The following is a 21663-nucleotide window of genomic DNA, read 5'->3' on the forward strand; positions in this document are numbered from 1 at the left end:
CCCTGAGGGGCGTGACTTCCCGCGTTCCGGTGCTCCTGTCCACGTCCTCGGTCTTCCCTGAGCGGACCGCGGCGGCGTTCCAGCTGGCCTCGACGCTCGGTTACGACGGCATCGAGGTGATGGTCTGGACCGACCCGGTCAGCCAGGACCCGGGCGCGCTGCGCGGCCTCGCCGACCACTACGGCGTCCCGGTCCTCTCGGTGCACGCGCCCTGCCTGCTGGTCACCCAGCGGGTGTGGAGCCCCGACCCGTGGGAGCGGCTGCGGAAGGCCGCCGAGCTGGCCGAGACGCTGGAGGCGCCGACCGTCGTGGTGCACCCGCCGTTCACCTGGCAGCGCGACTACGCCCGCAACTTCGCCGACGGCCTCGACCGGATCGCCGGCCGCTTCGGCGGGCTGCGCTTCGCCGTGGAGAACATGTACCCGGTGCGGATGGCCGGCCGGCAGTTCGTCCCGTACGTGCCGGGCTGGGACCCGACCGACACCGGCTACGCCGCGTACACGCTGGATCTGTCGCACTGCGCGGCCTCGCACACCGACGCCCTGGCCATGGCCGACCGGATGGGGTCCGCCCTGGCCCACGTGCACCTGGGCGACGGCACCGGCGAGGGGCGCGACGAGCACCTGGTGCCCGGGCGGGGCGGCCAGCCCTGCGCCGAGCTGCTCCGCTCGCTGGCCGGCCGGGGCTTCGCCGGCTCGGTGGCGGTCGAGGTCACCACCCGGGGCGCGAAGAGCCGCGCGGTCCGCGAGGCGGACCTGCGCGAGTCCCTCGAGTTCGCCCGGGCCAACCTGACCGCACCCTCCCCGGTCGACGCCTGACCAGGGGGGACGGGCGGGTCAGCTGACCGGGGCGAGCGGTTCGGGCTGGGTCGGGACGGTCACCTGCTCGCCGACGGCGGCCCGCTTGCGGGCCCGGTGCGCGGCCACGTGCGAGCGGGTGGCGCAGCGCTCCGAGCAGAACCGCCGGCAGCAGTTCGACGAGGTGTCCAGGTAGACGTTGCCGCAGCGCTCGTCGGCGCACACCCCGAACCGGGCGCTGCCGTACTCGCAGAGCCAGACCGACAGGCCCCACACCGCGCCGGCCAGGTATTCGGCGCTGACCGAGGCGCCCCGGCTGGTCACGTGCATGTGCCAGTCGGAGGAGTCGTGGCCGGAGATGCGCGGCTGGACGGGGAACGCCTCCAGCAGCGTGTTCAGCTCCGTCACCGCCTCCGCGTCCCGGCCCGAGGTGCCGTACTCGAAGACGTCACGCAGGCGCTTCTGCGCCCGCCGGAAGATCGCCAGGTCCCGATCGGCGACCTCGTCGCGCATCCACGCGTTGTCGTCCGGGAAGAGGGCCCGCAGGTCGTCGAGGTCGTCCAGGCGGGCGTTGACGAGATCAACACCGGTCCGGGCGTACGCGTCGAAGTTCACGACCCCAACGGTAGACGACTCACGGGGTACGCGGCGCGTCGATGTAGTGGGGCAGGAACCGCGCGTATCCGTCCGTGATGAGGCTCTCGCTCTCCCGGAGGCCCGCGCCGGCCGATTCGCCGTCCACGATCCAGCTGCCCAGCACCATCCGGCTGCCCGCGAACTCGGGCAGCGCCCGGAACTCCTGGTAGCAGAAGCCCTCGTCGCCGTAGATCCCCGGACTGGTGATCTCGGTGCCGCCGGTGACGATGCGTACCGACCCGCCCTCCCGGCCGAGCAGCGGCTTGGCCACGTATTCGGTCATCCCGCGCGGCGAGTCCAGGTACGCGGGAAGCAGGTAGTCATGGCCCGGGTGGAGCTCCCAGAGCACCGCCAGCAGCGCCTTGTTCGACAGCAGCAGCTTCCAGGCCGGCTCGATCCACGTGGTCGGGGTGCCCGGCTCCAGCGCCGGCGGCCCGTACGGCTCGGCCAGCATCCACTCCCAGGGATAGAGCTTGAAGCAGGTGGTGATCGGCCGGTCGTCGGCGTCGACGAAGCGCCGCCCGTCCCAGCCGACCCGCTGGATCGGCAGGAGCGTGACGTCGAGCCCCGCCTGGCGGGCCGTCTCGGCCAGGTAGCCGGCGGTGATCTGGTCCTCGCCGGACTCCTCCTCGGCGGACCAGACCACGTGCACCCGCGGGTCGTGCAGGCCGGCGCCGATCTTGGCCCAGGCGCCGACCAGCCGCTCGTGCAGGCTGTTCCACTGGTCCGCGTCCGGCCGGGTGTGCTCCAGCCAGTACCACTGCACGATGCTCGCCTCGACCAGCGCGGTCGGGGTGTCGGCGTTGTACTCCAGCAGCTTCGGCGGCCAGCTGCCGTCGTACCAGAGGTCGAAGCGGCCGTAGAGGGTCGGCGGGCCCTCCCGCAGCGACCGGGCGACCGCCTCGGCGGCCCACTCCGGGATGCCGAACTCGGCGTACCGGTTGCGGGCCACGACGTGCTCGGCCGCGGCCACCGACATCCGGTGCAGCTCCTCGGTGGCCTCCTCCAGCCGGAGCACCTCGTTCAGCTCGAAGGCGTACGCGGCGGTCTCGTCCCAGTACGACATGATCCCGCCGTCGGGCAGCTCGGTGTCGACGTACACCAGGCCCTGGGCCCGGACGGTGGCGTCCCAGTCCGGGCGCGGCGTGCTGGCCTCGCGCCGCACGTCAGCCGCCGCAGGAGGCGAGGTGGGTGCCGAAGCCCCCGCGCTCGGGCAGCGCCGCGGCGACCGGCGCCGGCGTGTCCCGGGCGGCGCTGGCCGGCGCGGGGAGCCGCAGGGCCACGGCGACCGTGTCGCCGCCTCCGCCGGCGGGACCCAGCGCGCAGTCGTCATCGTCGTCGTCGTAGCCGTTGTTGCAGCCGGACAGGGCGAGGGCCAGGGCGGTCAGGGCGCCGAGCTGCACGGTGGCCGACCGGAGCCGGCGTCGGGGGCGTCGTTCCACGTGATCGTTGTAGCGGATCCCCGCCAGCCGGGCCGCCCCGCGGTGGCCGCCGGAACGCTGCGTGACGTTGGCCGCCGCCCCCCGGCGGGGGCCCACCGCCGGGCGTTACGCTCGGCTCATGCTCCGTTCCGTCATCCTCGCCGCCTCCCGGTCATCCCAGGTCGAGCGGCTCGTCGCGACGGCCCCGTTCACCCGGGACGTCGTCCGCCGGTTCGTCGCCGGCGCCGGCACCGACGACGCGCTGCGCGCGACCCGCGCACTCGTCGCCGACGGTCAGGCCGTCACCCTCGACAACCTGGGTGAGGACACCGTCACCCCGGAGCAGGCGAACGCCACCCGGGACGAATACCTCAAGCTGCTGCGCCTGCTGGGTGCCGCCGGTCTCACCCCGGCCGCCGAGGTCAGCGTCAAGCTCTCCGCGCTCGGGCAGATGTTCGACGAGCAGCTCGCGTACGACAACGCGCGGGCGATCTGCGCGGCGGCCGACGCGGCCGGCACCACGGTCACCCTGGACATGGAGGACCACACCACCACCGACTCGACCCTGGACATCCTGGCCAAGCTCCGCAAGGACTACCCGTCGACCGGCGCGGTGCTCCAGGCGTACCTGCGGCGGACCGAGTCGGACTGCCGCGAGCTGTCCGGCGCCGGGTCCCGGGTGCGGCTCTGCAAGGGCGCGTACAAGGAGCCCGAGTCGGTGGCGTACCAGTCCGCCCGCGAGGTCGACAAGTCGTACGTGCGCTGCCTGAACGTGCTCATGTCCGGCGACGGCTACCCGATGCTGGCGACCCACGACCCGCGCCTGATCGCCATCGGCGAGGACCGGGCCCGCTGGTTCGACCGCGGCCCGGACCGGTTCGAGTTCCAGATGCTCTTCGGCATCCGCCCCGAGGAGCAGAAGCGCCTCGTCGGGGACGGCTACACCGTGCGCACCTACGTCCCCTACGGCGACCAGTGGTACGGCTACCTCATGCGCCGGCTGGCCGAGCGCCCGGCCAACATGATGTTCTTCGGCCGCGCGCTGATGTCGAAGAAGTGAGCTGACGGCACGTCGAACGGGCCGGTGGGGACAGATGTTCCCGCCGGCCCGTTCCCGTTTCCGGGAGAGCCTTGACGCGCAAAGCTAAGGGGTTTAGCCTCATGGCTATGACAGTTAGCCAGATGGCGCGGGACGGCGGAACCATCGCCTACGAGGTGCACGGGGACGGGCCGCTCGTGGTCCTCTCGCACGGCATGGGGGAGAACCGGGGGAGCTTCCGGCACCTGGTGCCCCGGCTGGTGTCGGCCGGTTACCGGGTCGCGTCGGTCGACGTACGCGGGCACGGCGACTCCAGCCCGCGCTGGCCCAGCTATGCCCCCGCCGAGGTGGGCGGCGACCTGCTCGCCGTGGTCCGGGCGCTTGGCGGTGGCCCGGCCACCCTGGTCGGCAGCTCGTCCAGTGGCGCCGCCGTGGTCTTCGCCGCCGCGGACGCCCCCGAGCTGGTCAACGGCATCGTGCAGGTCAGCCCGTTCGTCGCCCCGCCGAAGCCGAACCCGGTGCTGCGGGCCGCCCAGGCGGCCGTGCTACGCAGCCCACGGCTGTTCGGGATGTTCCACCGCTCCCTGTTCCCGTGCGGGCGACCGGCCGACGACGCCGCGTACCGGAAGGAGTTGGTCGCGAAGCTGCGCGGCCGGATGGCCGCGGTGCGCGGCGTGGCGGCCCCGGTCGACCCGCACTGGACCGCGCGGGCCCGGGAGGTGCGGCAGCCGGTGCTGGTGCTCATGGGCACGAAGGACCCGGACTTCCCGGACCCGGGCGCCGAGGCGCCGGCCGCCCGCCGAAACTTCGCCACCGCCGAGGCGCGCATGATCGCCGACTCCGGCCACTACCCGCACGCCGACCAGCCCGAGGCCACCGCCGCCGACCTGCTGGAATTCCTGGCGGTGACCACCCGTGCCTAGGGCCGGCCTGACCCCGCAGACCGTGGTCCGCGAGGCGGCCGTGCTCGCCGACGAGGTCGGCCACGACCGGCTCACCCTGGCCGCGCTCGCCGCCCGGCTCGGCGTCGCGTTGCCCAGCCTCTACAAGCACGTCCGGGGCGCGGACGCGCTGCACCAGAAGCTGGCCGTGCTGGCCACCGCGGAGGTCGCCACCGAGCTGACCACCGCCGCCGCGGGCCGGGCCGGCGGCGACGCGCTGCGCGCCGCCGCCACCGCCCTCCGGGGGTACGCCCGCCGGCACCCCGGCCGCTACCCGGCCACCCAGCGAGCGCCCCACCCCGACGACCCCGAACACCTCGCCGCCGCCGAGCGGGCCGTCGGCGCCATCTACGCGATCCTGCGCGGGTACGACCTCAGCGGCGACGCGGCCGTCGACGCCACCCGGACGTTCCGGGCCGCCGTGCACGGGTTCATCACGCTCGAGGCGGCCGGCGGGTTCGGGCTGCCCCGGGACATCGACCGTTCCTTCGACGAGATGGTGGCCGCGCTGGACACCGCGTACCGCAACTGGGGGTCCCGGTGAAGGCAGCCCTGCTCACGCTCATCTTCCTGCTGGAGCTGGCCATGCTCGCGGCCGCCGGCTGGTGGGGCTTCACCCTCGACGCCGGCTGGCCGGTACGGCTGCTCGCCGGGCTCGGCGCGCCGATCGCGATCGCCGTGGTCTGGGGGCTGTTCTGCTCGCCCCGGGCCAGCGTGACGCTGCCCGCGCCGGCCAAATTGGGCGTCCAGGCCGCCTGCTTCGTCACCGGCGGAGTGCTGCTCGCCCTGGCCGGGCGGCCGGTGCCCGGCGCGATCCTGGTGGCCCTCTGGGCCCTCGACAAGGCCCTCCTCATCCTCTCCGGCGAAAAGATCTAGCCCGGCCCGTCACCGCCCGCCGCCGTCCGTCCGGACGACCACCCGATCGCCCTGGCCGGCCGGCTGTCGCCCTGAGGTCGCAGACGGCTCGCGCCCGGTCCACCTGTTGCGGATCGGAGCGTCCCCGGCCTCACCCCGGTGGGTCTCGTCCGCCGACTATCGACCTGATGCCGCAGACGATCCACCCCCGACCCTGCCGCCCGCCGCCAAGGCCAATCCTGGATCTTGGACGATTCCGGCCCCTATGGGGGCAGTTTCCTACCAAGATCTCGTCGCGTATGTCGCGGCTGCGGGCGGAACGGTCTGCTGCGGGCGTGCCGGAGGCGGCGGGCCGTCTTCGCGCTGAGTCGTTCCCGATGTCAGGTCGACAGGCGGCGTGACGGGGAGCGTGGGCCGGCTCGGATGGGGCGCGGGACGCTTCCCGGATCGCCCGATTGGTCGTACCCTTCGCCGGTGACCGACGGCGACGAGCAGCCCGCCGGGGCGACGGCGAGCGGCGGCGACCAGCCCGCCGGGGCAGCGGCGAGCAGCGCCAACCAGCCCGCCGAGCAGCCCGCCGAGCAGCCCGCCGGGCCCGCGGCGAGCGGCGCCGAGCAGCCCGCCGGGCCCGCGGCGAGCGGCGCCGAGCAGCCCGCCGGGCCCGCGGCGAGCGGCGCCGAGCAGCCCGCCGGGCCCGCGGCGAGCGGCGCCGAGCAGCCCGCCGGGCCCGCGGCGAGCGGCGCCGAGCAGCCCGCCGGGCCCGCGGCGAGCGGCGCCGAGCAGCCCGCCGGGCCCGCGGCGAGCGGCGCCGAGCAGCCCGGCGAGCAGCCCGGCGGTCAGCCCGCCGGGCCGGCGGCGAGCGGCGACGAGCAGCCGGCCACCGCGTCGCGCGACGGCGACAGGTCGGCGGATCGGACGACCGCGGTCGAGGCCGGCGTCGCCGCCCCGGTGGCCGGGACGCGCCCGGCCGGTCACCTGCCCACGGCGGCCGGCGTACCCCCGCTCGTCGCCCCTCAGGGACCGCCGCCGGACGGTGCGATGCAGCGTCCGGCAAGGCGGCGGTGGCGGCTCTGGGCCGCCGTCGGGCTCGTTCTCGTGCTGGTGGCGTGTGGTGTTCCCGGCGTACTCCTGCTCGGGCTGGTGCGCGACGCGGCCGGACGGCCGGCGGCGGAGCGGAGTGACCGGGGCACGGCGGCCGAGCGGCGTCTGGGCGACCGGATGGTGGCCCAGCTCGACCGGCAGGCCGCGGCGCTGCTCGACGGTGACCGGGCCGGCTTCCTCGCCGTCGCCGAGCCCGCCGCCCGGCCCGCGCTCACCCGGCGGTACGCGGCGCTGCGCGCGCTGCGGGTCACCGCCTGGCGGCCGGCGGCGGAGGGGGTGCCGGTGGCGGTGGACGGGCGGCCGGGGGAGTGGCGGCTGGCGGTGACCGTCGGCTACTGCTTCGTGGTGCCGGGCTGCACGCCGGGCAGCGTCGGGCTGGGCACCCGGTGGCGGGTCGCGGGCGACGGGGAGCCGCGGCTGACCGGGGTCGAGGAGTCCCGGGCGACGCCGGCCGGCGCGCGGCCCTGGGAGGTCAGCGACCTGGCCGTGGCGGTCGGGAAGCGGGCCGTGGTCGCCACCACCCCGGCGCTGCGGGGCAAGCTGCCCGGCCTGCTCGCCCAGGCCGAGGCCGCCGCGCAGGTCGCCGACCTGTACGCGGTGGCCGGCCCGCCGCCCGACCGCTATCTCGTCTACTACGCCGGGCGGGCCGAGTGGCAGCGCTGGTACGGCGGCGGCCGCCCGAAGTGGACCGCCGGGTACGCGGTCGGCGTCGGCGGCGGGCACCACGACGTCGTGCTCAACGCGCAGAGCCTGACCCCGGCCGGTGTCGACGACCTGCTGCGGCACGAGCTGACCCATGCCGCGTCGCTGCCGGACCGGGGCTACGCGGACCGGTCGAACTGGTGGCTGGTGGAGGGGTTGGCCGAGTACGCGGGCGCGGACGGCCAGCCGGTGGACCGCTACGAGGGCCTGGCCGAGGTGCGCGAGCTCGTCCGGGGCGGGTGGAACGGCCGGCTCGACGCGCTGGCCCCGGCCGACGACGCGGCCGACGACCGGGTGGGCGGGGCCTACGGCATCGGTTACCTGGCCGTGCGCCACCTGGTCGACCGGTACGGGGAGCAGCGGGTGCTGGACTTCTTCCGGGCCGTGGTGCACGAGCGGCGGCCGGTGACCGCGGCCGCCGACGAGGTGTTCGGTGACCCCTGGCCGGCGCTGCACGACGACTGCGTCGCCTACGTCCGGGCGGCCGCCGGCTGAGACGTCGATGCTGGTCGACGGGTCGTAGCATGGCCGGGTGGCCCGCACCCCCTCGCCGCGGCTGCCCGCGGCCCGCCGCCCGCGCCTCCTCGTCGCCCTGCTCGCCGTCGTCGCGCTGACCGGCACCACGGCCGCCTCGTGCGGCGACGACCCGCCCGCCGTCACGGTGGCCGAGGCGGGCCGCACCCCGGTGGCCGAGGTGATCGACGCGCCGGCCACGGTGACCGCCCGGGCCGCCGCCACCCTCACCGCCCCGGCCGACGGCACCCTGGCCAGCCTGCGCGTCCAGCCCGGCCAGCGGGTCGCCCGGGGGCAGGTGCTCGCCGTGATCGACTCGCCGTCCGCGCAGGACCGGCTCAAGCAGGCCCGTGAGGCGCTCCGGGCCGCGAAGCGGGCCGGCCGGGGCGTCGGCGCCGGTGACCTGGGCGGGAGCCGGCGGGACACCGACCGGGCCGCCGACGAGGCGTTCGCCGCCGCCCGCAAGGCCGCCGGGAAGATCGGCGATCCGCAGCTGCGGTCCGCGCTGCTGCTCCAGGTCGATTCGGCGCAGCAGCAGTACGCGTCGGCCGCCCGCGCCGCCGACCGGGCGGTCAACGCCGTGCAGCGCGGGGTGGCCGGGCTGAACAGCGCCGTCGGCGCGCTGTCGACCGCGCAGCGCCTGCAGGCCCAGCAGGCGTACGACCTGGCGAAGGCGACGGTGGACGCGCTGACCCTGCGCGCCCCGGTCGCCGGGGTGGTGCAGCCGGGCGGGACCCGGGCGGCCACCCCGACCGACCTCGGCGGGCTGCTCGGCGCGGCCGGGGGCGGGGTGCCCGGCCTCGACCCGTCGGCCCTGGGTGCGGCCGGGCAGGGCGGCCCGCCGGCCGGGGTGGACGACGCGGTGCCGGCCGGTGGTCGGGTGACCGCCGGCACGCCGGTGCTGACCGTGGTGGACACCGGGCAGTTGGGCCTGCTCGCCGAGGTGGACGAGACCGACGTGCTGCTGGTCCGGGCCGGGTTGACCGCCTCGGTCGAGCTGGACGCGGTGACCGGCGCGACGTACGACGCCACGGTCCGCTCGGTGGACGTGCTGCCGACCAGCTCGGCCCGGGGCGGGGTCACCTACCGGGTCCGGCTCGGGCTCGGCGCCGGGCGGCTCGGCGAGGGGGAGTCGGCGCCGGCGCCCCGCCCGGGCATGAACGCCGTGGTCCACCTCCGGGTGCGCGAGGCGACCGACGCGGTGACCGTGCCCGCCTCGGCGGTCTTCTCCGCCGACGGGCGGGACGCGGTCTGGCTGCTGCGGGACGGGAAGGCCGACCAGGTGCCGGTGACGGTGGGCGTGCAGGGCCAGGACCTGGTGCAGATCGTCAGCGGGGTGAACGCCGGCGACCGGATCGTGGTGCGCGGCGCCGACCAGGTCCACGACGGCCAGGAACTCCGGTGAGCGTCGCCGCGATCGAGGCGGTCGACGTGTCCCGGACGTACGAGCTGGACGGGGTGTCGGTGCCCGCGCTGCGCGGGGTGTCGCTCACCATCGGGCAGGGCGAGTACGTGGCGGTGATCGGTCCCTCCGGCTCGGGCAAGTCCACCCTCATGCACCTGCTCGGCGGGCTGGACCGCCCGACCGGCGGCCGGCTGGTGATCGGTGGCCGGGACGTGGCCACCCTGACCGCGCCGGAGCTGGCGACGCTGCGCAACGAGACCATCGGCTTCGTGTTCCAGGCGTTCCACCTGCTGCCCCGGACGTCCGCGGTGGACAACGTGGCGCTGCCCCTGGTCTACCGGGGCGTCGGGGCGCGGCAGCGGCGGGAACGGGCCGCGGCGATGCTCGGCCGGGTCGGGCTGGGGCACCGGCTGGGCCACCGCCCCAACCAGCTCTCCGGCGGCGAGCAGCAGCGGGTGGCGATCGCCCGGGCCCTGGTCACCGATCCGACGGTGCTGCTCGCCGACGAGCCCACCGGCAACCTGGACAGTGCCACCGGCGAGGCGGTGCTGGAGCTGCTGGAACAGCTCAACGCCGAGTCCGGCGTGGCCCTCGTGATGGTGACCCACGACCCGGAGGTGGCGGCCCGGGCCCGCCGGCGGATCGCCGTCCGGGACGGGCTCATCCGCTCCGACACCGTTCATGATCGACCGCTGTTCGGCGGCGACGGTCGACCTGAGACACTGGACGCCGCTCCCAGCGCGGAGCCCCGGTCCGCGTCCGGAAGCGGCCCGGGGCACCCGTCCGGTGGCTCCGGTGGCGCCACCGGAGCCACCGGACGCCTTCCGCGTGCTGGCGGCACCGGCGGCGAACGCGGGGGTGCCGGGTGAGGGTCGCCGAGGCCTGGCGGGTGGCGCTGGACGCGTTGCGGGCCAACCGCATGCGCAGCGCGCTGACCATGCTCGGCGTGATCATCGGGGTCGCCTCGGTGGTGCTCCTGGTGGCCATCGGCACCGGGACGAAGCAGAAGGTCGAACAGCAGGTCGAGGGGCTCGGCTCGAACCTGCTCCTCGTGGTGCCCGGCAAGCTCGACGTCGGCACCGCGCCGGTGGTCTCGCCGCTGGACCTCAAGGACGTGGACGCCGTCTCGCGGGTTGTCGGCGACCCGGGCCGGGTGGCCGTCACCATCGCCTCCGGCGCGACCGCCCGGGCCGGCACCCGGTCCGACTTCACCACCGTCCAGGGGGTGCTGGAGACCACGCCCGCGGTCTTCACCCGCTCGCTGGCCCGCGGCCGCTACCTGACCGGCGCGGACGTGGACACCAGCCGCCGGGTGGCGGTGCTCGGCGCGTCCGTGGCGCGGGCGCTCTTTCCCGACCGGGACCCGCTCGGTCAGCAGGTCACCCTGGCCGGGGTCCGGTTCCGGGTGATCGGTGTGTTCACCCCGCTGGGCCAGAGTCTCGGCGTGGACCGGGACGACGAGGTGCACATCCCGGTGACCGCGGCGCAGCGGCTCTGGGGCACCCAGCGGATCGACGGCATCGCCGTCAAGGCGCCCGACCGGGAGCGGATCGACCAGCTCGGCGAGCGGATCGTCGCGGAGCTGTCCCGCCGGCACCCCGACACCGAGTTCAGCGCGGTGACCCAGCAGCAGATCCTCGGCGTGCTCGGCGACATCCTCGGCGTGCTGACCGGGGTGCTGGCCGCCATCGCCGGCATCTCGCTGCTGGTCGGCGGCGTCGGCGTCTCCAACATCATGCTGGTCTCGGTGCGCGAGCGGACCCGCGAGATCGGCCTGCGCAAGGCGGTCGGCGCGCGGCCCCGGGACATCGGCGTGCAGTTCCTGCTGGAGGCGGTGCTGCTCACCTCGATCGGGGGGCTGACCGGGATGGCGCTCGGGGTGGGCACCGCGCTGCTGGTGGACGCGGTCTCGCCGATCCCGGCGGCCATCACCTGGTGGTCGCTGGCGCTCGCCTTCGGGGTCTCGGCGGCCATCGGCATCGTCTTCGGGGTGGTGCCCGCCCAGCGCGCCGGCCGGCTCGATCCCGTGGTGGCGCTGCGCGCCGAGTGACGTCCCGGGCCACGAGGCGGGCTCCGGTAACGGGACAGGCCACCCGTCCGGGCGAAAAACGCCAGCTCACCGCGGGGTGAACGGGGAGTCATCCATGATCAAAGGGAGGAAGGGATCGCGCCGGTCACAGCCGTCCCGCTACCGTACTGGTAACACGCGCGTCGCTCGTCGTGGCGGGAGCAACCTGCCCGGCGGCACGCGCCGGGCATGGGAATGGGTCGGTGAGCCATGGCCGGGTCGCAGTCCGACGCTCGACTGTCGGATGTCAGGTTCCTGACCGTCGCCGAGGTGGCGACGGTCATGCGGGTGTCGAAGATGACGGTCTACCGTCTCGTGCACAGCGGTGAGCTGACCGCGGTGCGGGTCGGTCGGTCGTTCCGGGTGCCCGAGCACGCCGTGCACGAATACCTCCGGGGCGCCTTCCAGGAGACCGCCTGACACGTCGCCGGCCAGCCGGCGAGTGCGACGTAACGGGCATCGACGGGGGCGCGTTGGTCCTGCTGACGCACTCCGGCTACCCTGGACCCCGACCGTGACCGTTCTCTGGTGTGCCCTGCCCACCACGCTGGTCCGGTCCGTTGTCCGCAAGCGGTCACCGACACCACCCCCTGTGGTGTTTACCGGTCCGCCCCGCACGTTGCATCGAAAGGCTGTCGTATGGGCTCGGTGGTCAAGAAGCGCCGCAAGCGCATGGCTAAGAAGAAGCACCGCAAGCTGCTGCGCAAGACCCGCGTCCAGCGTCGCCGTCTCGGCAAGTGACCGGGGCCGGGCTTTGACCCGGCACCCGGCACCACTTGCCTTCTGTCGACCCCCGGAGGCTCAGGTGATCAGGCCGCGGACGTCCCGGCTCGATCCCACCTGCCGGCCAAGGCGCACGGCATGACCCCCGGTGGCACCTCAGGTGCTCCGGGGGTCGTCGTCGTGACCGGGGTCGGCCGCTATCTCGGCGCGCACGTTGCCGCCCGGCTCGCCGCCGACCCGCGCATCGACCGCGTCATCGGGGTCGATCCGGCCAGCCCCAATCCCGAACTCGCCGACCTGCTGTCCGGGGTCGAGCGGGTCCGCCTCGACCTCGACTCGCTCGGCGGCCTCCTGGTCGACCTCGACGTCGACGCCGTGGTGCACCTGGCGCTGGTCACCGCCCCCGACCCCCAGCAGGGCGGCCGGGCGGCCATGAAGGAACAGAACGTCATCGGCACCATGCAGCTCCTCGCCGCCTGCCAGCGGGCGCCCCGGCTGCGCAAGCTCGTGGTCCGCTCGTCCACCGCCGCGTACGGGGTGTCGTTCCGGGATCCGGCCGTCTTCACCGAGGAGACCGAGCCGCGCGAGGTGCCGCGCGGCGGTTTCGGCCGCGACATCCTCGACATCGAGGGGTACGTCCGCGGGTTCCGCCGCCGCCGGCCCGACGTGACCGCGACCGTGCTGCGCTTCGCGCCGTTCATCGGCTCGACCGCCGACACCACCCTCACCCGGTACTTCGCCCAGCCGGTGGTGCCCACCGTCTTCGGCCGCGACCCACGGTTGCAGTTCGTCCACTTCGACGACGCCCTGGAGGTGCTGCACCGGTCGGTCGCCGAGGAGCACGCCGGGACCTACAACGTCGCCGGGCCGGGCGTGCTCTCGCTGTCCCAGGCCATCCGCCGCTCCGGCCGGGTGGCCGTGCCGGTGCTGGAGCCGGGCCTCGCCGGGGTGGCCGCGATCGCCCGCAGCATGGGCTTCGGCCGCTACGGGCTGGACCAGGTCGACCTTTTCGTGCACGGTCGGGTGGTGGACACCACGAGGCTGGAGCGCGAGTACGGTTTCACGCCCCGCTCGACGGCGGCCGCCTTCGACGACTTCATCCGCGCGCACCACGGCGGCGTGGTGGTGACCCGGGACCAGCTGGCCACGGCCGAGCAGTTGGTGCTGGAGGGCATCCGGCAGGTCCGGGCGGCCGTGCGGGAGCGCTCGTGAGCGGGGCCGAGGAGCGGGGCGACGCCCGCTACGACGTACCGCTGACCGTGCCCCGGCCGGACGCGGAGCCGGCGCGGCGCAACGGGCACCGGCGGGCCGCGGCGGCCGCCGCCGAGCCGACGATGAAGGCGGCGCCGGCGGCCGGCGACGAGCCGGACACCTCCACCGACGAGCCGGCGCCGGCCCCGCGGACGGGCGACGCCGCCCCGGAGAAGCCCGTCGCGAAGAAGGCCATGGCGAGGAAGGCCGTCGCGAAGAAGGCCGTCGCCGGGAAGCCGGCGGGCAGGCCCGAACGGGAGGCGGGAGACCCGACTCCACCCGGGCCGGCGGTGGCGGACCGGCCGGGGGACCACTGGGACCGGAAGGTCGCCAAGGGGCTGGCGTTCCTGCGGCGGCGGCTGGCCGGCGACTACGAAGTGGACGAGTTCGGCTTCGACCCCGACCTGACCGACACCGTCTTCCATCCGCTGGTGCGGCTGCTCTACCGCGACTGGTTCCGCACCGAGGTCGGCGGCGTCGAGCACGTGCCCGCCGAGGGGGCCGGCCTGGTGGTCGGCAACCACTCCGGCACGGTGGCGCTGGACGCGCTGGTGCTCGCCACCGCGCTGCACGACCGGCACCCGGCACGCCGCTACCTGCGGCTGCTCGGCGCCGACCTGGTCTTCCGGATGCCGGTGGTCTCCGAGATCGCCCGCAAGACCGGCGGCACGGTGGCCTGCAACCCCGACGCGGAACGGCTGCTCGGCAACGGCGAGCTGGTCGGCGTCTTTCCCGAGGGCTTCAAGGGGGTCGGCAAGCTCTACTCCGACCGCTACAAGCTCCAGCGCTTCGGCCGGGGCGGGTTCGTCTCGGCGGCGCTGCGCACCGGCACGCCGATCGTGCCGGTGGCGATCGTCGGCGGCGAGGAGATCTATCCGATGCTCGCCGACATCAAGCCGCTGGCCCGGCTGCTCAAGCTGCCCTACTTCCCGGTCACGCCGACCTTCCCCTGGCTGGGGCCGCTGGGCATGGTGCCGCTGCCGAGCAAGTGGTTGATCGAGTTCTGCCCGCCGATCCCGACCGCGCACCTGCGCGACTCGGCCGACGACCCACTGGTCGTGTTCAACCTCGCCGACCAGGTGCGGGAGACCATCCAGCAGACCCTGCACCGGCTGCTCGAACGCCGCCCGGACCCGTTCGGCCCCTGAGCCGCGAGCCGGGGCGGGCGTCAGTCGACGCGCTGGCGGCGGCGGTGCAGGGCCAGCCCGGCGGTGACCGCGCCGGCCAGCAGCCCCGCGGCGGCCGTGGACGGCACGGCGATCTTCACGGCCCGCCGCCCGGTGCGGAAGTCACGGACGTCCCAGCCCCGCTCACGGGCCCGCCGGAGCAGCGCCGGATCCGGGTTGACCGCCACCGGGCGCCCCACCGTGGAGAGCATCGGCAGGTCGTTGGCGGAGTCGCTGTAGGCCGCGCAACGGTCCAGCTCCAGCCCCTCCACCGCGGCGAGCTGGGTGACTGCCTCGGCCTTGGCGGGCCCGTGCATCAGCTCACCGGCCAGCCGGCCGGTGTAGGCCCCGTCGACGACCTCGGCCACCGTGCCGATCGCCCCGGTCAGGCCGAGTCGGGTGGCGATGACCCGGCCGATCTCCACCGGGGCGGCGCTGACCAGCCAGACCCGCTCGCCCGCGTCGAGGTGGCGCTGGGCCAGCTTGCGGGTGCCGGCCCAGATGCGCGGGGCCATCAGCTCGTCGAAGATCTCCTCGGCGAGGCGTTCCACGTCGTCCACCCGCCAGCCCTGGATGAAGGCGAGCGCCGCCTCCTTGGCCTGCGACATGTCGCCGGCGTGCTCGGTGGCGAGCAGCCGGAACTTCGCCTGCTGCCAGGCGAACCGGGCCAGGTCACCGGTGGTGAAGTAGTTCCGGGCGGCCAGCCCGCGGGCGAACCAGTAGATCGACGCGCCCTGCATCATCGTGTTGTCCACGTCGAAGAAGGCGGCGGCCGTCGGGTCGGGGATGGCGGTGACCGGGGGCGCCTCGGGAGTCTCCGCCCAGCCGGCGGTGTGCCCGTGGACGTCGGTGCTGACCGTCACCTTCCGGCTCCGGGTCACGACGACCTCCCCTCGACAACCGCGTACGCCACATCGAGCCTATCCGGCGGGATGTGACGGACGGGTGTCCGGCGGGAGAAGTGTGGCGCGGACGGCTGCCCGGACCGGGTCAGCGGTCGCCGGGGCAGGTGGTCGGGGCGGGCCCGAGCGCGTCGCTGGCCGCCGGGGCCGGCAGCCCGCAGGCGATCGCCTCGCGGAGGGCGTCGGCGCGCTGGCCGGCCGCGTCGAGCAGGGCGAGCGAGCGGCGGGTGCGGTCCTGGTCGGTGTGGTCCGGCCGGTCGAGCAGCCCGCTGACCGCCCGGCGCTGGCCGCCGAGGAACGTGTCGACGGCGTCCAGCGCCGCCGGGTCGGAGCGCTGCGCGGCCACCGTGGTCAGCAGGCGTACGCCCTGCCGGGTGTCGGCGTCCATGTCGTCGAGCACGGCGCTGAAGCCCAGCCGGTCGTCGCGGACCGTGGCGGCCTCGTCGAGCCGGGTGCGGGCGAAGTCGAGGAAGAGCTGCCCGCGGCTGATGTCGGAGCTGGCCAGGGCGAGCTGGGCACGCTCGGTCGAGCGCTTCATGCCGTAGAGGGCGTCACCGGGCAGCGCGTTCTCGCTGGCGGCGGAGATGCCGGAGAGGGCGATCGCGCCGGCGGCCACGCCGACCAGGATCGCGCCCCGGGCCCGGGCCCGTCGCCCCGTCATGGCCGGCAGCAGCGAACCGCGGACGCCGCTGGCGGTGCCGGTCTTCGCCGGGGCACCGACGCCCTCGCGTTCGACGGTGGCCACGAGCATCGCCCGCAGCCCGGTGCGGAACTCGGCGTCCACCTCGACGTCGGGCCGGTCGGCGGTGAGTCGCCGGCTCACCGCGACGAGCGCGGTGAGTTCGTCGTCGGCGCGGGAACGGACGTGGTGCCGTCGGCCGCCGTTGGCCTCGTCGAGGAGTTGCGCGAAGCGCTCGGCACGCCGACGGGAGAAGAGGTCGCTGTCCACCGCAGGCACCCCCTCTCGCTGGTCACGGCCGTGCTGGCCGTCGTCGTCACCAGCGACCGGTGGCAGCGTGAGGCCGAGGATCGACCGGAACGGCCGACCTGACCCGCCGGACCGGGTGGCCCGGGGGACGCCGGGACAACCACTGGTCGCACCCGGAGAAACGGTTCGCGGCGGTCGCCGGTTACGGCCCGGTCGGTGGCGAAATCACCAAGAGTGATCGCGGTCACGGGCTGCGGAGGGTACGTTCGCCCGCGCCCGGGCGGGGGCCGCCGGGCGGGTGGGACGGGTCGGGTCAGGGCTGGAAGCCGTCGGGCAGCAGCCGGGCCAGGGCCCGGACCGCCCGGTACTGCAGCGCCTTGATGGCGCCCTCGTTCTTGCCCATGGCCCGGGCCGTCTCGGCCACGGAGAAGCCCTGGAGGAAGCGGAGCACGATGCACTCCTGCTGCTCCGGGTTGAGCTGCTTCACGGCCGTGAGCAGGGCGACGTTGGTGATGTGCTCGACCACCGCGGCCTCCGGGCTGCCCTCGGGCCCCCGGTCCTCCCGGTCGGCGTCGAGCACGTCGCCGGTGGTCACCTCCAGCCGGTAGCGGCCGGACTTGAAGTGGTCGGCGACCAGGTTGCGGGCGATGGTGACCAGCCAGGCGCCCAGGTCGCGGCCCTGCCAGGTGAAGCTGCCGATCCGCTTGAGCGCCCGCAGGAACGTGTCCGAGGTGAGGTCCTCGGCGAGCTGCCGGTTGCCGACCCGGAAGTAGACGAACCGGAACACGGTGTCGACGTACCGGTCGTAGATGAGGCCGAACGCCTCGGCCTCGCCGGCCTGCGCCCGCTCGACCAGCGCCCAGACCTCGGTGGCCGGGTCGGAGGGGTCGGGGCGGCTCGGAAAGCCGGTGGCGGGGGCGGTGGCGGCCGGGACGGCCGGCAGCACGGCCGTGTCGCCGGCGGCCACCGCGGGCAGCACGGCGGTCTCGGCGGCCGAGGGCTCGCTGTTCGCGGCGGCCTCGCCGCGCCGGCCCTGGGCCGGCATGGTCGGCCGGGACGGGGCGCCGAGCCGGCCGGCGGCCGGCATCGCGTTGCCGCCGGGCACCGCCGGGCGCGCCGGCGCCTCGTTGTGGTGCGTGCGGTTGCGGACGCGCCGTCCCTCGCCGCGGACGGCGAGACCGCGGGTCCCGTCGGCGGCGACGCGTGGAGCGGGCTCCAGGCGTTCGTTCACGGGTGTTCGCTGGGTCGGGCCGGTCACCCCGGCCGGTCGGTCCGCGTAACCGAAGGTGGTCACCGCGCCTCCCCGATCCAGGCGGGGCAGGGCCGCACCGGGCGCCGCGGCGTCGCGGCGGGACCGGGTACGCCCCGGTCGGGCGCGGCGGTTCCGGGACGGGCCGACGGGCGGCACGTCCGCTTGAGGTGCTGGTCCAATGCGCTCACAGGCACGGGGGCCTCCTCGGGCTGAGGGGTGTCGACTCACGGCAAATGGGGTGAGCCGACCCGAGTGATGATAGGGCCAACGTCACCCGCGCGTGGCAAGTCCGTTACACAGAGCGGAAGTATTTCCGGTCCCGTCGCACAAATGGCGGACGCGTTGTCCGTCGTGTGTGGTTGACTTTCGCGCTGCTACCTGGTCCGGAGTGGAAAGTCCTGGTCGGAGGCATTTTTCTCGCTTCCTCGGCGTGTCGTGGCGCCGGTCCGGCCCGGCCGGTTCCGGCTGCCCGGCGGACCCCGTCCGCCGACCGGTGGAGGCCACCGTCCCACATTCGAGAATCCCGCATGCCGGGGTGGACAGTCCCGTCCAGGGGACGCCGCGTCGGCGTGTCCGGCACACGGGTGCGCCGCCGCGCGGCACGCCCCCGGCGTTCGGGCGTGGCCGGGCGGACGCGGCTGTGCCAGACTCAGCCACCGTGCAGGACGCAGTCGACAGCTCCGCGCCGAACCTCGCCGACCGGCTCCGCCGGGCGGCCGCCGCCCACGGTGACCGTCCCGCGCTGCGCTGGCGCGACCGGACGCTGACCTGGTCGGCCCTGGACACCTCGGTCACCGCGACCGCCCGCGCGCTGGCCGCCGCGGCGCCGCCGTCCGCTCCGGACGGCCGACCGGCCCGGGTGGCGATCGCCTTCGGCAACACCCCGGACTTCGTCGTCACCTACCTGGCCGTGCTCCGGGCCGGGCTGGTGGCGGTGCCGGTCAACCCGGGCTTCACCGCCCGGGAGCTGCGGCACGTGCTCACCGACTCCGGGGCCGCCGTGCTGGTCGCCGCCACGGAGGTGGCCGACCGGGTGGCCGCCGACGACCTGCCCGCGCTCACCGCCGTGCACACCACCCCACCGGTCAGCGACGGTGACGGGGCCGCCGCGTTCCCGGCCCGGGGCGGGGACGACCTCGCCGTCCTGCTCTACACCTCCGGCACCGAGGGCCGGCCCAAGGGCGCCATGCTGTCGCACCGGGCCCTGGCCGCCAACCACGACCAGGTCGACCGGATCGACCCGCCGGTGGTCGGCCCCGACGACGCCGTGCTGCTCGCCCTGCCGCTCTTCCACGCGTACGGGTTGAACTCGGGGCTGGGGGCCGTCGTGCACCACGGCGCGACCGGGGTGCTGGTCGACGAGCCCGGCCCGACCGGGGCGCTCGACGAGATCGCCCGGCACCGGGTCAGCGTGCTGGTGGGCGTACCGTCGATGTTCCTGGCCTGGGCCGACGCGGCGGGCGACCGGCCCGCGGCGCTGGATTCGGTGCGGGTCGCCGTGTGCGGCGCGGCGCCGCTGCCGCCGGCCGTCGGGGCGCGCTTCACCGAGGTGACCGGGCACCCGGTGCACGTCGGGTACGGGCTCACCGAGACCGCCCCGGTGCTCACCTCCACCCTGGTCGGCGGCGAGCCGAAGCCGGGTTCCATCGGCCGTCCGCTGCCCGGCGTCGAGCTGCGCCTGGTCGGGGCCGACGGCGCCGAGCTGTGGCGCGACGGGGTGCCCGCGGTCGAGGAGGACGCCGACGAGCTGGACCTTTCCGACGACCCGACCGGCACCGACCCGGGGCAGATCGTGGTGCGCGGCGCCAACCTGTTCGACGGTTACTGGCCGGACGGGCGGGGCGGCCCGGACCGCGACGGCTGGTGGCCCACGGGCGACGTCGCGTACGCCGACGGCGACGGCGACCTGTTCCTGGTCGACCGGCTCGGTGAGCTGATCCTCGTGAACGGCTTCAACGTCTACCCGCACGAGGTGGAACAGGTGCTCCAGGCGCATCCCGGGGTGGCCGAGTCGGCCGTCCTGGGGGTGCCGCACCCGCGGACCGGCGAGACTGTCGGGGCGTACGTGGTGCGGGCGGCCGGCTCGGCGGTGACGGCGGAGGAGCTGCTCGGGCACTGCGCGCGTAACCTGGCCCGGTTCAAGTGCCCGACCGCCATCGAGTTCGTCGACGACCTGCCCCACTCGGTGATCGGCAAGGTACGCAAGACCGAGCTCCGCCCGGCGGCGCACCGGGTGCCCGCGCCCGCGCCGCCGACCCAGATCCGCACGGAGGTTTCCGATGTCCAGTGACGCCCGGCTCACCCTCATCACGCGGCCCGGCTGCCACCTCTGCGAGGACGCGAAGGCGGCGCTCGACCGGGTGGTGGCGGTCACCGGGGACCGCTGGATCGAGAAGGACGTGACGGGCGACCTCGAACTGGAGCGCGACTACGGCGACCGGCTGCCGGTGGTGCTGCTCGACGGCAAGGAGCACGGCTACTGGCGGGTGGAGGAGGAGCGGCTGCTGCGGGACCTGACCACCCCGCAGCTCTGAACGCCCCCTTACAGTGCACCGATGACCGCTGCGCGCCGCCACCTGGTGTGGGACTGGAACGGAACCCTCCTCGACGACCTCGACCTGGTGGTACGGGCCACCAACGTCGCCTTCGCCAGCGCCGGCGGCCCGGCGGTCACCGCCGAGGAGCACCGGGTACGGTTCCGCCGCCCGATCGCCGACTACTACGCCGAGATGCTCGGCCAGGCCATCGACGACGAGGCGTTCGTCCGGCTCGACCGGATCTTCCACGAGGCGTACCGGACCGGGTTGACGAGCTGCGCGCTGGCCGCCGACGCCACCGCCGCGATCGCCGCCTGGCCGGGCAGCCAGTCGCTGCTGTCCATGTGGTTCCACGACGAGCTGGTCCCCACCGTGCACACGTACGGGCTGACCCCGCACTTCGCCCGGGTGGACGGGCTGCGCGCCGCGGTCGGCGGCGGCCCGAAGGCGGAATGGCTGGAGAAGCACCTCGCCGAGCTGGGCCTCGACGGCCGGCACGTGGTGCTCATCGGCGACTCGCTCGACGACGCCGACGCCGCGCTCTCCGTCGGCGCGCGCTGCGTCCTCTACACGGGCGGCCTCTCCGACCCGGCCCGCCTGCGCACCTCCGGGCACCCGGTGGCGGACACCCTCACCGAGGCGGTCACCCTCGCCCAGGCGTGCTGACCCGGGCCGGGCGCCTCAGGCCCGCAGGTGGGTGAGGACCGCGAGGACCCGGCGGTGGTGGTTGGTGGCGTCCGGGGGAAGGTCCAGCTTGGTGAAGATGTTGCGGACGTGTTTCTCCACGGCGCCGTCGCTGACCACCAGGGCGCGGGCGATGGCGGTGTTCGAGCGGCCCTCGGCCATCAGGGCGAGCACCTCGCGTTCCCGGGGGGTCAGCTCGGCCAGCGGGTCGTTGCGGCGGCGCCGGACCAGGAGCTGGCTGATCACCTCCGGGTCCAGCACGGTGCCGCCGGCGGCCACCCGGGCCAGCGCGTCCAGGAACTCGTCGATCGCGGCCACCCGGTCCTTGAGCAGGTAGCCGATCCCGCCACCGCCGGCCCCGCCGCCGGTCGTGGCGAGCAGGTCGTCGGCGTACGACACCTCCACGTACTGGGAGAGCACCAGGACCGGCGTACGCGGCACCCGCCGGCGCGCCTCCACGGCCGCCCGCAGCCCCTCGTCGGTGTGCGACGGCGGCATCCGCACATCCACCACCGAGACGTCCGGCCGGTGCGCCACCACGGCCTCGACCAGGGCGTCCCCGTCACCGACGGCGGCCACCACCTCATGTCCCGACTCGGTCAGCAGCCGGACCAGCCCCTCCCGGAGCAGTACGGCGTCGTCCGCGATCACCACCCGCATGGGTCCGGTGTCTACCACGTCCAGGACCCACAGCGCGGCCTTCATCCCGTCCGGAGCGCCGTCCGGCGGCGCGGCGGCCGGA

Annotated in this window: 23 protein-coding genes; 16 read left to right on the plus strand and 7 right to left on the minus strand. The window is 75.2% G+C overall.

Features of this window, described 5'->3' with window-relative positions; genetic code table 11:
* Positions 1-11: 11 nt before the first annotated feature.
* On the plus strand, positions 12-818 hold the full coding sequence (locus tag RMN56_RS14515; RefSeq protein ID WP_313724293.1) for a sugar phosphate isomerase/epimerase family protein: 807 nt from the start codon (positions 12-14) through the stop codon (positions 816-818).
* A gap of 18 nt (positions 819-836) precedes the next feature.
* Here RMN56_RS14515 and RMN56_RS14520 read toward each other — a convergent pair whose 3' ends face one another.
* From RMN56_RS14520 to RMN56_RS14530, 3 genes are read right to left on the minus strand one after another with little or no spacing between them, the layout of a single operon-like run.
* On the minus strand, positions 837-1412 hold the full coding sequence (locus RMN56_RS14520; protein WP_313724294.1) for a CGNR zinc finger domain-containing protein: 576 nt from the start codon (positions 1410-1412) through the stop codon (positions 837-839).
* Positions 1413-1431: 19 nt separating this feature from the next.
* A complete protein-coding gene (locus tag RMN56_RS14525; RefSeq protein WP_313724295.1) occupies positions 1432-2598 on the minus strand; it encodes a glutathionylspermidine synthase family protein in 1167 nt (388 codons plus the stop codon).
* Position 2599: 1 nt separating this feature from the next.
* Positions 2600-2875 (minus strand): hypothetical protein, encoded by a 276-nt coding sequence (locus RMN56_RS14530; protein ID WP_313724296.1) that lies wholly within the window; start codon positions 2873-2875, stop codon positions 2600-2602.
* Positions 2876-2993: 118 nt separating this feature from the next.
* Here RMN56_RS14530 and RMN56_RS14535 point away from each other — a divergent pair, with 118 nt between their 5' ends.
* The 12 genes from RMN56_RS14535 to RMN56_RS14590 all read left to right on the plus strand — a co-directional run bounded on the left by RMN56_RS14535 (position 2994) and on the right by RMN56_RS14590 (position 14600).
* The gene (locus RMN56_RS14535) at positions 2994-3914 is read left to right on the plus strand and encodes a proline dehydrogenase family protein (RefSeq protein WP_313724297.1); all 921 of its coding nucleotides are present in this window, start codon (positions 2994-2996) and stop codon (positions 3912-3914) included.
* 107 nt (positions 3915-4021) lie between these two features.
* Positions 4022-4816: an alpha/beta fold hydrolase gene (locus RMN56_RS14540; RefSeq protein ID WP_313724298.1), complete on the plus strand. Its 795-nt coding sequence runs from the start codon at positions 4022-4024 to the stop codon at positions 4814-4816.
* Positions 4809-5378, plus strand: a complete 570-nt coding sequence (locus RMN56_RS14545; RefSeq protein WP_313724299.1) for a TetR-like C-terminal domain-containing protein — start codon at positions 4809-4811, stop codon at positions 5376-5378. The genes RMN56_RS14540 and RMN56_RS14545 overlap by 8 nt, the downstream gene beginning before the upstream one ends.
* Positions 5375-5710: a YrdB family protein gene (locus RMN56_RS14550; protein WP_313724300.1), complete on the plus strand. Its 336-nt coding sequence runs from the start codon at positions 5375-5377 to the stop codon at positions 5708-5710. The genes RMN56_RS14545 and RMN56_RS14550 overlap by 4 nt, the downstream gene beginning before the upstream one ends.
* A 453-nt stretch (positions 5711-6163) precedes the next feature.
* A complete protein-coding gene (locus RMN56_RS14555) occupies positions 6164-7987 on the plus strand; it encodes a hypothetical protein (RefSeq protein WP_313724301.1) in 1824 nt (607 codons plus the stop codon).
* A gap of 37 nt (positions 7988-8024) precedes the next feature.
* A complete protein-coding gene (locus RMN56_RS14560; protein WP_313724302.1) occupies positions 8025-9410 on the plus strand; it encodes an efflux RND transporter periplasmic adaptor subunit in 1386 nt (461 codons plus the stop codon).
* A complete protein-coding gene (locus RMN56_RS14565; protein WP_313724303.1) occupies positions 9407-10279 on the plus strand; it encodes an ABC transporter ATP-binding protein in 873 nt (290 codons plus the stop codon). The genes RMN56_RS14560 and RMN56_RS14565 overlap by 4 nt, the downstream gene beginning before the upstream one ends.
* Positions 10276-11460 carry an ABC transporter permease gene (locus RMN56_RS14570; RefSeq protein ID WP_313724304.1) on the plus strand — a complete coding sequence of 395 codons (1185 nt, stop codon included), beginning with the start codon at positions 10276-10278 and terminating at the stop codon, positions 11458-11460. Before RMN56_RS14565 ends, RMN56_RS14570 begins: the two co-directional genes overlap by 4 nt.
* A gap of 228 nt (positions 11461-11688) precedes the next feature.
* Positions 11689-11898: a helix-turn-helix domain-containing protein gene (locus RMN56_RS14575; protein ID WP_046564428.1), complete on the plus strand. Its 210-nt coding sequence runs from the start codon at positions 11689-11691 to the stop codon at positions 11896-11898.
* Positions 11899-12117: 219 nt separating this feature from the next.
* Positions 12118-12219: a 30S ribosomal protein bS22 gene (locus RMN56_RS14580; RefSeq protein WP_007465623.1), complete on the plus strand. Its 102-nt coding sequence runs from the start codon at positions 12118-12120 to the stop codon at positions 12217-12219.
* A 120-nt stretch (positions 12220-12339) separates the two neighbouring features.
* Entirely contained in the window at positions 12340-13413 is a 1074-nt protein-coding gene (locus RMN56_RS14585; protein ID WP_313724305.1) for an NAD-dependent epimerase/dehydratase family protein, read from the plus strand.
* Between the two features lie 329 nt (positions 13414-13742).
* On the plus strand, positions 13743-14600 hold the full coding sequence (locus RMN56_RS14590) for a lysophospholipid acyltransferase family protein (protein ID WP_313724744.1): 858 nt from the start codon (positions 13743-13745) through the stop codon (positions 14598-14600).
* Between the two features lie 20 nt (positions 14601-14620).
* On the opposite strand, the gene RMN56_RS14595 is transcribed toward RMN56_RS14590, so the two are convergent.
* The 3 genes from RMN56_RS14595 to RMN56_RS14605 all read right to left on the minus strand — a co-directional run bounded on the left by RMN56_RS14595 (position 14621) and on the right by RMN56_RS14605 (position 17742).
* Positions 14621-15499: an HAD family hydrolase gene (locus RMN56_RS14595; protein ID WP_313724306.1), complete on the minus strand. Its 879-nt coding sequence runs from the start codon at positions 15497-15499 to the stop codon at positions 14621-14623.
* A gap of 109 nt (positions 15500-15608) precedes the next feature.
* Positions 15609-16469, minus strand: coding sequence for a DUF5667 domain-containing protein (locus RMN56_RS14600; protein ID WP_313724307.1), 861 nt, complete (start codon positions 16467-16469; stop codon positions 15609-15611).
* A 292-nt stretch (positions 16470-16761) separates the two neighbouring features.
* Complete coding sequence (locus tag RMN56_RS14605) at positions 16762-17742, minus strand: ECF subfamily RNA polymerase sigma factor, BldN family (protein WP_313724308.1); 981 nt, start codon at positions 17740-17742, stop codon at positions 16762-16764.
* A gap of 616 nt (positions 17743-18358) precedes the next feature.
* On the opposite strand from RMN56_RS14605, the gene RMN56_RS14610 reads away from it, so the two are divergent.
* Genes RMN56_RS14610 through RMN56_RS14620 form a run of 3 tightly spaced genes read left to right on the plus strand, consistent with a single transcriptional unit; the run spans position 18359 to position 20903 of the window.
* Positions 18359-19990: an AMP-binding protein gene (locus RMN56_RS14610; protein WP_313724309.1), complete on the plus strand. Its 1632-nt coding sequence runs from the start codon at positions 18359-18361 to the stop codon at positions 19988-19990.
* Positions 19980-20234, plus strand: a complete 255-nt coding sequence (locus RMN56_RS14615; RefSeq protein ID WP_313724310.1) for a glutaredoxin family protein — start codon at positions 19980-19982, stop codon at positions 20232-20234. The genes RMN56_RS14610 and RMN56_RS14615 overlap by 11 nt, the downstream gene beginning before the upstream one ends.
* Positions 20235-20255: 21 nt before the next feature.
* Positions 20256-20903 carry an HAD family hydrolase gene (locus tag RMN56_RS14620; RefSeq protein ID WP_313724311.1) on the plus strand — a complete coding sequence of 216 codons (648 nt, stop codon included), beginning with the start codon at positions 20256-20258 and terminating at the stop codon, positions 20901-20903.
* 15 nt (positions 20904-20918) lie between these two features.
* Here the strand turns inward: RMN56_RS14620 and RMN56_RS14625 are convergent, their stop codons facing one another.
* Positions 20919-21581 (minus strand): response regulator, encoded by a 663-nt coding sequence (locus RMN56_RS14625; RefSeq protein WP_151460855.1) that lies wholly within the window; start codon positions 21579-21581, stop codon positions 20919-20921.
* Between the last annotated feature and the right edge of the window lie 82 nt (positions 21582-21663).

This window comes from Micromonospora halotolerans (assembly GCF_032108445.1).
Classification (GTDB): domain Bacteria; phylum Actinomycetota; class Actinomycetes; order Mycobacteriales; family Micromonosporaceae; genus Micromonospora; species Micromonospora halotolerans.